Source organism: Butyrivibrio sp. AE3004, assembly GCF_000703165.1.
Lineage (GTDB): Bacteria > Bacillota > Clostridia > Lachnospirales > Lachnospiraceae > Butyrivibrio.
Genome location: NZ_JNLQ01000002.1, coordinates 2,617,712 through 2,630,161, shown reverse-complemented (window position 1 = coordinate 2,630,161; position 12,450 = coordinate 2,617,712). Strand labels below are relative to the sequence as shown.

The 12,450-nt window shown below is 35.7% G+C and carries 12 protein-coding genes; all 12 read left to right on the top strand.

Going from position 1 to position 12,450, the window contains the following annotated elements; translation table 11 throughout:
* The first annotated feature begins 134 nt into the window (after positions 1-134).
* The 12 genes from BV60_RS22785 to BV60_RS0114315 are packed head-to-tail and all read left to right on the top strand — an operon-like array spanning position 135 to position 12,446.
* Complete coding sequence (locus tag BV60_RS22785; protein WP_081846703.1) at positions 135-1,259, top strand: FkbM family methyltransferase; 1,125 nt, start codon at positions 135-137, stop codon at positions 1,257-1,259.
* 12 nt (positions 1,260-1,271) lie between these two features.
* Positions 1,272-2,933: a radical SAM protein gene (locus BV60_RS0114365; protein WP_029322820.1), complete on the top strand. Its 1,662-nt coding sequence runs from the start codon at positions 1,272-1,274 to the stop codon at positions 2,931-2,933.
* A 28-nt stretch (positions 2,934-2,961) separates the two neighbouring features.
* On the top strand, positions 2,962-4,146 hold the full coding sequence (locus tag BV60_RS0114360) for a hypothetical protein (protein ID WP_197029571.1): 1,185 nt from the start codon (positions 2,962-2,964) through the stop codon (positions 4,144-4,146).
* Between the two features lie 47 nt (positions 4,147-4,193).
* A complete protein-coding gene (locus BV60_RS23215) occupies positions 4,194-4,370 on the top strand; it encodes a hypothetical protein (protein ID WP_156036110.1) in 177 nt (58 codons plus the stop codon).
* Between the two features lie 3 nt (positions 4,371-4,373).
* Positions 4,374-5,906, top strand: coding sequence for an NTP transferase domain-containing protein (locus BV60_RS0114350; RefSeq protein WP_029322818.1), 1,533 nt, complete (start codon positions 4,374-4,376; stop codon positions 5,904-5,906).
* Between the two features lie 17 nt (positions 5,907-5,923).
* Positions 5,924-6,283, top strand: a complete 360-nt coding sequence (locus tag BV60_RS0114345) for a hypothetical protein (protein ID WP_197029570.1) — start codon at positions 5,924-5,926, stop codon at positions 6,281-6,283.
* 25 nt (positions 6,284-6,308) lie between these two features.
* Complete coding sequence (locus BV60_RS0114340; RefSeq protein WP_029322816.1) at positions 6,309-6,818, top strand: hypothetical protein; 510 nt, start codon at positions 6,309-6,311, stop codon at positions 6,816-6,818.
* 4 nt (positions 6,819-6,822) lie between these two features.
* Positions 6,823-8,160, top strand: coding sequence for a hypothetical protein (locus BV60_RS0114335; RefSeq protein ID WP_029322815.1), 1,338 nt, complete (start codon positions 6,823-6,825; stop codon positions 8,158-8,160).
* The gene (locus BV60_RS0114330) at positions 8,160-9,443 is read left to right on the top strand and encodes a nucleoside-diphosphate sugar epimerase/dehydratase (protein ID WP_029322814.1); all 1,284 of its coding nucleotides are present in this window, start codon (positions 8,160-8,162) and stop codon (positions 9,441-9,443) included. The genes BV60_RS0114335 and BV60_RS0114330 overlap by 1 nt, the downstream gene beginning before the upstream one ends.
* A gap of 5 nt (positions 9,444-9,448) precedes the next feature.
* The gene (locus BV60_RS22145) at positions 9,449-11,119 is read left to right on the top strand and encodes a glycosyltransferase family 2 protein (protein WP_051656755.1); all 1,671 of its coding nucleotides are present in this window, start codon (positions 9,449-9,451) and stop codon (positions 11,117-11,119) included.
* A gap of 12 nt (positions 11,120-11,131) precedes the next feature.
* Positions 11,132-12,019 (top strand): type I phosphomannose isomerase catalytic subunit, encoded by an 888-nt coding sequence (locus tag BV60_RS22140; RefSeq protein ID WP_051656754.1) that lies wholly within the window; start codon positions 11,132-11,134, stop codon positions 12,017-12,019.
* Between the two features lie 10 nt (positions 12,020-12,029).
* The gene (locus BV60_RS0114315) at positions 12,030-12,446 is read left to right on the top strand and encodes a hypothetical protein (RefSeq protein WP_029322810.1); all 417 of its coding nucleotides are present in this window, start codon (positions 12,030-12,032) and stop codon (positions 12,444-12,446) included.
* The last annotated feature ends 4 nt before the right edge of the window (positions 12,447-12,450 follow it).

Here is a 12,450-nt window from a genome sequence, read left to right as displayed (position 1 = left end):
CAGCATTTATAGAAACAGCAACTAAATATTGAATAAGTTATGAATATACTGGGTTTGCTGCTGATTCGTGCCAAGTTTCAATAAGGATACTATAATGTTCTATTAATATTTAGTAGGTTGTAAGGGAGGAATAAATGTTTGATGCTGAGTTGGTTGAAAAAACAAAAATAGTTGAAGCCATTTTGGAGGATGACTTGTCAAGAGATGTTTTTAGGTATAGGCTATTCGCTAATTTATCATCGGATGTTAGGTTTATTCATGCATTGTTGAAAAAATATGAACTGATGGATTTTGACAATGCATTTTATATGTGGAACAAAATTAGAGATCATTATGACATCTATTCTAAATATGATGTGATTACATTTTTGAAAACAAGAGAAATAAAGAAAGATGTAGTTCTTTTTGGTGCGGGGCATGATTGTCCGATGTATATTTCACTGTTAGATGCTGCCGCAATTCTACCAGTGGCAATAATTGATAACTATGCAAATGACAACAAACTCTGTGGAATTAAAATATATCGACCTAAAGATTATTATGGTTTGGAAGAAGCAACTGTGATTATTACCTCAAGAATAAACGCTAAGTCAATGTATGAGGAACTTAGATCTAGAGGAGTGCCTAAAGAACACATTTTCGTTCCTGACGTAAATGCGTTATATATATTTAATCAGAGGGAGTACTTTGATAGTGATATATGGACTGGAGGTGAAAATGAAGTATATGTAGATGCTGGGGCTTACAATTTATCTACAGTGAAAGATTTTGCAGAGTTTGCGCAAAGTTGTGATAGAGTTTTAGCGTTTGAGCCAGATAGACTAAATTATGAACTATGTTTAGATAAGCAGAGGGAGACAAATGTCAAGAATCTTGAAATAATAAATAAAGGACTTTGGGAATGTGATACAGTGCTTCATTTTAAAAGAGGTGGTGATAATGGCACTGGAACAGCGGTCTGTGAAGAGGATGATAGTGCGATAAGCAGTGTCCCGGTATGTTCTCTTGATAGTGTGCTTAATGGTGGTAGGTGCTCGTTTATTAAAATGGATATTGAGGGGTCTGAACTAATGGCACTAAAAGGTGCAAAGGAAACGATAAAGCGATATAATCCAAGACTTGCAATCTGTCTTTATCATAAGCCGGAGGATTTAATAGATATTCCACTATATATTCACGGTCTTGTTCCGAATTATAAGTTAAAAATCAGACATTATTCTACATGGTTTTATGATACAGTGTTGTACGCATATCTTTAAGAAGAAGGGCAAATGAGAAAAAATTATATAATTGGTGTTGGAAAGCGTCAAAAAGATTTTGAGTATGTGTTTAATGATATAGCTATAGATGGATATATAAATGAGGAAGAAGTTAGCTTAGATGGGTTAACTCCTGAAAATGCGTTTGTATATATCTGTTCTTCGGATATCCTAATGGCAAAAAAAGTTTTGCAGAGTAGCGGTTTTATAGAATACAAAGACTTTATAGAGGTTACAGAATTATTTAAAAGTTTAGATTTTGATTTAAAAAGAGTGTCTAGTAATAAAACAATAATTATATGGGGAAAGGGATTTGGATTTAGAGACTTGCTAAGTCATTGTCCTAATGTGCTTGATAGTGTTGGAGCTATAATTGATAATGCTGCAACTGATGGAGAAGTAATCAGTGGTATCCCTGTTTATAAAGCAAATGATTTTCCTTTTAATGATGGGTGTTTTTTTATTGTTACTGTGCGTGAACAATTTAGAGATGTTGAGAGAGAACTGTTGAAAAGGGGAATTAAGAGAGAAAATTTTGTTTTTTATGATAGATTAATTCTTAAGCCTTCTGAATTATTATTGAAAACCTATTTGGATAAACAATATCAAGAAGATGTACCAATATGCAGTGCTGCATTTGAATTTTTTCAGATACATGAGAATGGGAATATGGGTTTCTGTTGCCCGTCGTGGAATTCCTCTTATAGCGGAAATCTATATTGGGATCATTTTGATGAAGCTTATTATTCCATCTTCTCAAGAATCTTTTGGCTTTCTGTTATAAATAGAACATATACATTCTGTAATTGGGAACAGTGTCCTATGCTACAAAATTTCTCCAAAATTTGTAAATGTGATGAAAGAGATGTGAAGAATCCTGAATATTGTATTAAACCATCCATGCCAAAAGTGTTGGCTATAAATATTGATAAAAGATGTAATCTCTATTGCGCTTCGTGTAGGAATGCAATATATATTCCGTCGGATAGAGAAATCGATAATACAAAACAATTAGTCGAAATAGTAAAAAAAGAAGTGCTTATAAATGATATAAAAAAACTTTTATATGCTGGAAACGGAGAGGTGTTTTTATGTGATACATATAGAGAGCTGATTAAATCGGGTAAAAGCAAACAATCGTTGATGTTGCTGTCCAACGGAAATCTTTTTACACTTCAAAAATTTGAGGAATATACAAAAGGTTATGAAAAGGTTGGAATCAGTATTTCGATTGACGCGGCATCTAAATCAACATATGAAAAAGTTCGTAGAGGAGGAAATTGGGAAAGACTAATTAGAAATCTTGAAGAAATTGGTAAACTTAGAAAGCGTAACGTGATTGAGACGTTTCATATCAATTTTGTGATATCTGCTGTTAATGTTCATGAGGTAAAGGCAGTAATTGCATTAGCCAAGAAGTTAGGAGCTGATTGTGTGAATTTTACTAGATTGGTTAACTGGGGAACATATACGGATAAAGAATTCGATGATTATAGCATCGTAGATGAGAAAGGCTTGCTTAAAGATAAGTTTAAAGAATACTTGTCTGGTCCGGAAATAGGAGATTCCGTTGCAAACTTTTGTAATTTGGTATGCGTTACCAAGGAATTTGGTGGAGATGCAATTTTGGCAATTTCGGATTACAAGATTAAAGATTTGGGTATATGTGAATGAGATAGCTATATGATTTAAGACCGTTTTATTGGCATTGTTTGCAGTTAATAATTTTTTAGGGGAGCGAAAAATGTATCAAAAAATTTGCAGAGTAGCTGCTTATAATTTTGTGGAGTATGAGGGAATAAAGTTTTGCGGAGATACAAATCAAACTGCATTATACAGAATTGATAGTAGTGGAGAACCTAGAATATTAACAGATCATCAAGTGGCAAAATATCGATCATATGCTTACACTAAATGCGGGATAATAGGAAAAAAAGTTTTTTTTATGTCAGGGAAAAGCAATATTGTTAGTGTATTTGATATAAAAAAAAATGAGCTGAGGAAAATAGAGATTAATCTGAATGAGGATTATTTGAATGGTAATATACTTTTTTGGGAATCAGCAGTAAATGAAAAATACTTTTTTGCCGTGGGATATCAATGTCCTGTGATAGTTCGGATAGACGCGGAAACAAATGAAGTAAAAATGCTTGATTTTTGTATTGATGATTTTCGTAATGAAAGTAGAAAAGGAGACAGTCCAGATTACTTTTTCGTGGATGGATACGTTAATTATAAAGGAGGTTTTTTTATTCCGATATCTAGAGAATCTTCTCTCTTGTTCCTCGATAATGATATGAATGGTTATGAGATTATTTATACGGGTGGTTTTGTAAAAAAAATACTTAGTATATCTTCGCGTGATGAAGAAATATGGATGACAGATTTTAATTCTGATACGGGCTATGTTTCAATATGGAATATTAATACGAAAGAAGTGAAGAATGTAATTCTTCCTTCTCGTGGACTATGGTATGCTCCTAAGTTTTTTGATGGATATGCCTATTTCTTTCCTATGTCAAATGAAGGAAAAGTATATAGAGTAGATACAATGACGTTACATTGTGAATTATTTGAGAGATTGGATGAGTTATTTAGGGAAGAGGATAATAAAGAGCTAAATAATAGAAATTCCAATACAATGATGGTTCAGCAGGAAGGCAGCATAGTAACATTTATACGGCGTCCGGATTATACTTGGTTTACTTACGATTTTGAAACTGATGAACTTACCTCAGCGGTATATGAGATTACTGATGAAGCATATCTTAAGGCATTGGAAAAGGATTATTACGACCAGATATTTGACAAATGTGTGGGTAAAGCGGAGGTAGTCAACGAAGAAGAACTGCCGCTTTCTGAATACTTGGAAAGACTGAAGATTTGAGAAATGGTGAATTAGTCCGTTAAACTGCTTGGACAAGGACGGATATAATGGCAAAAACGCAAATGATTATACTTGCCGGTGGCAAATGGGAAAGATTTGGAGGCAATATCCCCAAGCAATTTGTAAAGATTTCCGGAAAAAAACTGATTGATGCTAATGCGACAATAAATGCAGTTTTAGCAGATTATACCGGACAGGCTATAGATGTAAGAAAGGACAGATAAATAATGGAGGCAGAATACATAGTTGTACAGGCAGGCGGACTTGGTACTAGGCTTGGAAAACTCACAAAGAACCGCCCGAAGGCACTGGTTCCTGTAAACAATCTACCGATAATATTTCATATCTTTAAAAAGTATAAAGACAAAAAGTTTATTGTCATAGGGGATTACAAATATGATGTCTTAAATACTTATTTAAGGACATTTGCAGATGTTGACTATTTATTTTTAAAAGCTAATGGGAAGGGAAATGGTGCCGGAATTAAAGATGCAATGAATTATATTCCTGATGACACACCTTTTATGCTTATTTGGTGTGACCTGATCTTGTCTGATGATTATGTGTTCCCTAAAGAATCTGCACCATGTTATGTTGGGATATCAGGCGATTTTAAATGCAGCTGGAGATTTGAAAACGGAATTCTTGAGAAAATCAGTTCTGTGGAACGTGGCGTCGCAGGATGCTTCATGTTTGATAAGAAGGAAAGGCTTATGAGTCTTCCGCAAGAAGGAAGCTTTACAGTATGGTTAAAGGACAGCGGCATTCCACTTAAAGATATGAATATGTATGGCTCTCATGAAACCGGTACAATAGAAGATTTAATAAAATTAGATCCCGGAGAAAATCGATGCAGACCATATAATCATATGGAATTTAAAGATGGAAAAGTCATTAAGACCGGACTTACTCCTGAGGGAAAAAAACTTATAGACAGAGAGTGCAGATGGTATGAAAAAGTAACAGAGTATGGATTTAGCGGAATTCCTGAGATATATAGCCTGGATCCGCTTACAATGAAACAGATAAAAGGAACCAATATATTTAGGGCAACTCTGGATGATGAGCAGAAGAAACGTACTATCGATAGACTTGTCGAAAAGATAAAAGAACTTCATTCATACGAGAAAGTATCTCCGGATTACATGGGACTCCAGGAGGACTACTTCACTAAAACTATAAAGAGAATAAATGGTATACGAGATGTTATTCCGTTTAATAATGATGAATATATAAATATCAACGGAAAAAGTTGTAAAAATGTCTTTATGTTTCAGGACGAACTGGAAAAGGATGTAAGGGATAATCTGTTTGATGCTGAGTTTGGACCGATACATGGCGATTGCACATTGACAAACACCATGATAGATGAAGATGGTGAAATTTTTTATATCGATGCAAGAGGGTACTTTGGCAAACGGAAAATATTCGGGGATCTTTATTATGACTGGGCAAAGCTATATTACTCAATAGAGGGCTGTTTTGATCAATTTAATATCAAGAATTTTGAATTTGAAATATCTGACAGTGCGGTTAACTATCAAATACATGAGAGCGGATGGGAACATTTAACAGGTTACTTCCTTGATACAGTTGGTGATTGTAATCTTGGAAAGATTAAATTGATTCATGCCATAGTGTGGTTGTCTTTGGCAAGTCATTGTTGGGAAGATTATGATTCAATGTGCCTTGCTTTTTATAATGGCTTATACTTATGGAACGATTGGATAGAAGAATATAGAAGTGGAAAGGTGAAATAATGCAGCAGACGCTTACTATGTCAACACTGAGTAAAACCTGGATCTTTGATTTTGACGGAACTTTGGTAGAGCATAATGGATATAAAACAGGCGAGGATCATTGGCTCCCAGGCGCGAAAGAGTTTTTGCAAAGTATACCTGAAGATGATTATATTCTTATACTCACTGCCAGAGAAGAAGGCGCCAGAGAAAAGACTGTTAAGTTCTTGAAGGATAGTGGCATACGTTTTAATGATATAAAATTCGAAATACCTATGGGAGAACGGATTTTACTTAATGACAGTAAGCCATCAGGACTAAGAATGAGCCATTGTGTTGAATGTAAAAGAAACGAAGGACTTGAAGGATTGAAGATAGTAATTGACGAGACACTATAATCCATGCTTGGGTGAGGATAAAAGGATGATCAATCTCGAAGAACACTTTAAAAGGGCAGAACAGGGGAAGATAATCTGGGAGAAACTGGATGCTTTCTATAATGCAGATCTTTATATTGTTTTCCCGCATATAAATGAAGAGTACAACTATTATGCATTGTTGTATCTTGATAAGCATATCGAAAAAAAGAAGGCTGACAGTGTCGTACTTGTAACTGCAGATAGTGGAGTGGAAAAATCTGTTAAGCTCTTTACCCAAAGAATGTGCAGCGTCGAGAAAATGCCAATTGAAGATATTCACCTTATGTTAAAGTACTATGCCCTTTATGAGTTTACTTCAAGGATGACGATTATTTCATTAAAGATTCCCTATGATACAAGAGGCGAAAATTTCTTGGGGGTAAAAGGTGTAACCAAAAAAGAACTTCTGTGCTTTGACATATACAGGTTTGGAGAAGTTCCGGAAGTATCAGAGCCAAGATATGATTTAGGCGATGAAGATGTGATATCTTTCTTAGGTCTTAGTGTCGGGTGACGGGATGAATAGAATAGAAAAAGGTGCTGCCGCTGAATTACATGAACTTATTGAGAATGGGGTGCTCAAAGGAAGAAAGATTTTCTTTATGGGCAATATTGTTAATGTGTATAAGTTTATGCAGGAGCTGGAAACAGAGTGCTATTCTGTCTGCGGAATGGTCGATAACGATACGAAAAAAGCCGGCAGATACGATATTGAAGGATATGAATTTGAGATTCATGATCCCATGGATTTTTTTGCATTTTCTAAGGAAGAGATTGCGCTGATTATTTATTCAGAACGTTTCTGGTGCGAAATGCGAGAACAGATGATTCGCGAAGGATATCAGGAAGGTATCAATCTCTTTATTCTTGAGGGGGTGTCGGAACAAAAGAAGATTGCTTATATAAAAAAAGCATGGGATATTCTGGAAGAATATAAGCAAAAGTATGGGGAAGATGTGTTTTGTTACCTTTTCTATGGACCAATAGGTGATAATTATCTGTTTGCTGGATATATTGAGGAATATAACAGAAAACATGGAATTACGAATTTTGTGTGTATAGGGACTGGTGCTACCAGAAAAATATGTGAAATATACGGTTTTGGGCAGATAGATACTCTTGATAGGGAATCAATTGTTGCCATTGAGTATCTGTATATGTTTCTTGGAGATTCACTAAAAAATGTGCACATCTTACCAATATGGGATTGGGCATTTCATTTTAATCGTGACTGCATGAGACTGAATCCAAGATTTTCATTCATGGATACTTATATATATTATACTTATGGACTGGATGATAAGTCTGTTTTAAATCCCCCTAAGTTTGACTATGATCTTGAGATGGTTGCATCTGTTTTTTCAGATAAACATCTAATTCCCAAGAAAACTGTAGTATTATCTCCCTTTGCTTACAGCATTCCTTTTCAGCCGCCGGAAAGCTTTTGGAAACGGCTGGGAAAGGGACTTTTGGACAATGGATATTCCTTGGCAATAAATGTAGACCCATCTCCGATGCATGAAAAAGATGAACAAAATTTCATTGAGGGTGCGCAGACGGTATCATTTTTGCTTAAGGAAGGTATGGATTTTCTTAAGATGGCAGGATACTTTATTGGAATGAGAAGCGGACTTTGTGATGTTCTTTGGAATGCAGAATGTAAAAAAATAATACTATATCCGGCTGTAAGAGAGATTGATTATGAAAGGCATAGGTGTGACATGCAGTTTGGTAGCCTTGAAATAATGTATGGCGCACGAGATGTACGTGAAATTGAGTTTGATATTAAAAGAAAAGAAGATACCTTATATTGGAATAACGTGGCGGATGACATCTTGAAAGGGGTTCTTGGTTAATGCGTGATTATTTAAAGAACGCAATCGAAAATCTGCACCGGTATAACTATAGCATAGGACATAGAATATATCTGATGGGACGCATTAATCATATTTTGTTGATTAAGGCAATACTTGAGGAAAAAGGATATGCTGTAGAAGGAATACTGGATAATGATTCCAAAAAGCAGGGATTGGAAGTTGAAGGAGTTAAGATATTTGCACCTGGTGATATTTCGAAACGGCATGACAACAAAATAGCAATAATTATCTATTCTCCGAAGTATAGTCAGAGCATGGTAAAACAGTGCGAGGAATATGGCTACATTGAAGGAGAGGATATCTTTGTGATAGATAAACCGACGCTCGAAAGAAACAAGCGTCTGGTCGAGATTGGTGTAGCAAAGTACGAAGAACTAAAGAATAAATATGGAAATGATGCAATATTTTTTTACGCAAATTGTCCGTTGGGTGATTATTACTTATTGTCGCTTTTCTTTAGAAAGTACTGTGAAAAGAACGAAATAAAGAACCCGGTAATCATTTGTAATGCTCATACAGATGATACTCTATCTAAGATACTTGACCTTAAACCCACAGAGAAATTATCGGTTCTGGAGTATGAGGCTATTGCGACGGCATGGATTTTTCTTGGCGAAAAAGAAATGGACATTATCCCAATGACTATTTGGCAAGGAAGTTTTAGATTTAATCCGTGTCTTATCAGACAAAGTGAAGACTTTACATTTATTGATACTTTCAAATACATGGTTTTTCACTTGAATGAAAGCGATGGGCCTGATTTTTATGATTTCTCAGATCAAGGTTTTGATGCTAATGGTTTTGCAGCCGAAAAAGGGCTTGTCCCTGGGAAGACGGTATTAATTAGTCCTTTTTCATATTCACTGCAGTCTCTCCCTCAGGAAAATTGGGTGAAAATAGCCCAATACATAATTAGTAAAGGATATAGCGTGGCTATAAATGTTGGACAATCGGGAGAAGAGAACTTTATTCCGGGTACCGTCTCAGTAAGCCTTGATTTTACTAAAATTGTGAAGTTAATGGAGCTTACCGCTGCGGTCATAGGCATTAGAAGCGGATTTTTTGATATAACTTGCCACGCTAAGTGCAAAAGAATAGTATTGTATCCGTTTTCAAACGGGGTGAGGAATGTTTGGAATTCTACGGATATTTCTTTCTGTAGCTTAAAGAACATGGGACTTACTACAGATGCTTTTGAATTGGAAGTAAGTGGGCTTGAAGATGTTTTAAAACTAATTGATGAGGTATTGCCAAATATTTGAGACAAATGATAAGTGTAATAATTCCGGCATATAATTCAGAAAACTACATAAGGAACTGTCTTAACAGTGTTCTGACTCAAAAAAACGCCGATTTTGAAGTGGTTGTTATCAATGATGGTTCAACTGATAAAACCGGTGATATCTGTTTGGCGTATAATTTGGATGCCCGATTTGTGTACCGTGAACAGGATAACAGAGGCCAAGGTAGTGCAAGGAATCTTGGTATCCGGATTGCAAAGGGAGATTGGCTTGTTTTTTTGGACTCGGATGATGAATTATGCGAGGGAGCATTAGAGGTTATTTCCAATGCTATTTCGGAGGATGAATCGCTAGAGCTTATCTGCTACTGCTATGAGCAGAATCTATTGGATGGGACATTAGACGTTAGTAATTATTCAGTGATTCCGGAAGATAATGAGAGACTAATAAAAAATGTTTCTACTTTTCTTTGGGATAAAGCGATAAAAAAGCAGCTTTGGCAAAGGCTTGAAATAGAATTGGACAACTTTTTTGGAGAGGATATTAAGGCAGCATACCTTTGTAGTGCCATGGCAGATGGATTTAAGATTATAAACAAGCCGTTGATTAAGCACTATCTTAGGGGATGCAATCTGTCATGTAATTCGGAAAAGGTTCGGCAAATTCCCATAAGTCTGAAAAACGTTCTTGGAACGTTTAGAGAAAAAGGACTGTTTCCAAGATTTACGGCAGGAATCATAAGATTACTTGCAAGTCAAATAATAAATATCCGTGAATCAGATGCGTTTATCCTTGCGGATGAAGTGCGAAAAGAAATCGAAGATGAGATATTAGACCTTTTCAAAGAAATATACGGATATGAAATTGTTATAATTGGCAGCAATGACTTTCTTTGGATGGAGGATATCCTTGACTCTATATTCTTCAATGAGAGAATTGTAAAGTCTGTATATGAGACGATAGATAAATTCATTATTGCTGATGAGGATAAGGGATGCGACCAGCAGATATATCTGTTGGATTTTGAAACGGAAGCTAGGTTATACAGAACAGGGACTAGGTCCGAAGCTTGGCTTGATGCAAGATTAAAACGTAAACTTGATGAATTAAAAGCTACGATAATCAAACGAGGGAAAGCTCAAAAGATCATTGTTTTGGGTAGTGATAGAGTAAAGCCAGATTTTTGTCTGCTTCAAAATCTGTGTGAATTGGAAATCCTTTTGGGAGAGCGCGAGGACTGCTCGATTTATCCCAAGGAGGAAAATAAGAAGGCTTTTGATGCAGATTCATATTTTGACAGCTCGTTTTGGAACAGAGGTGAGCAATACCGCTATATGACAAATGAAAACACGTTAGCAGCTTGGCTCAAAATAAAGCAGACAGGAAGGTCTTTGGAAGAATATTTTATAAAAAAAGGGTACAAGAAAATAGGCATATATGGAATAGGGTATATAGGGGAAATGCTTGACAAAGAGCTTTCTGAAGGCATGGTTGAAGTGACTTGCCTCATGGAACGATTTGCCAGAAGACTCGGAGATAGGGAAATTGTGCAGATAGGTGACAAGACGGTGTCATTTGATGTAATGGTTGTAACGACTGCAAATATTTTTTATGCAATCAAATATAATATTCGAAATTGCTATGGAGAAGATACAGAAGTGGTTTCTATTGAAGATGTAGTTTATGAACTGATTTGAAGAGGTAAAGAAGTGATAATATTAGACACTGTTGCACATGAGACTATATGGGGAGGTCAGAGGCTGATGCCTTTTGCAAAAGGAGAACATCCCAACATTGGTCATCTCTATTCTTTATGCTGCGAAAAGGGTTTGGAAAATCATATTTTAAACGGGAAGTTTAAAGGGAAGGTTTTTCAGGAATATTTTTTGAGCGTAAGAGATAAGTACGGATTATCAATGTATGATGAATTCCCGCTTATTATTGCTTTGGTGGAACCTAAGATGGACTTAAGTATCCAGGTTCATCCGGATGACCAAATGGCTGTGAATGAAGAACATGCTCAGTATGGGAAAAATGAATCATGGTATTTTTTAGATACACCTGAAAGCAGAGAGATATATAATGGCTGCTTAGCAGCAAGTAAAGAAGAATTCAGGGAAAAAATGGAGCAGAATGATGTTCTTTCGGTTGTGGACAGATTGCCTGTGAAAAAAGGCGACTATGTTTACGTGGAGGCAGGTACTATACATGCGTTATCATCGGGATGTTTGCTATACGAAATTGAAGAAAATAGTCCATGGACATATCGTATTTACGATTATAATCGAATTGACTCAGAGGGAAACAAGCGTGAACTACATGTGGAAAAAGCTTTAAGAGCATTGAAACCACAACTGAAATCTAAGGCTTATCCCATGGGCGACTCTCCAATTGAAGAAAGACGATATGTAGTACAGCGAATTATTTATGCAAACGAATATACTAATGTAAGTAAAACGTTAGAATGCATTACGATGATAGAAGGAAAATGTATAATAGAGAATATTAGTTTTACAACAGGTACGACAGTGGTATTGGAGCCTGGAGAAACATTAGTTGGAGATATCAGACATGCTGTAATGGCAAGACCGAAGTAAGGATGAAAAAATGGGTACAAGGATTAGACTTGATAGTACGGATTTTTATTTTTGGGGATTTCAACTTCAAAATAAATGGCTGCATATTAAAGCTATAGGTGGGAATCTTAGTCATTATTTTGAGGATAATCTACTGACAAATATAGCTATATATGGTGCGGGGGCATTGGGCAGAAGTCTTATGGAAGAATTATCTGGTAGTGATACAAATGTTGTGTATATGATTGATAGAAATGCCGCTGAAGTATCAAACACGTTTCCTGGGATTACGTGTCTTTCTTTTGATGCAGATTGGCCTATGGTAGATGCTATTGTTGTTACACCAATATATTTTTATGAGATTCGTGATGCTATACGGGAAAAAATAGGCTGTAACACGTCTGTTTTGGCAATTGATGATATTATCGATTATTGTTATGAGTGGTAGGGAA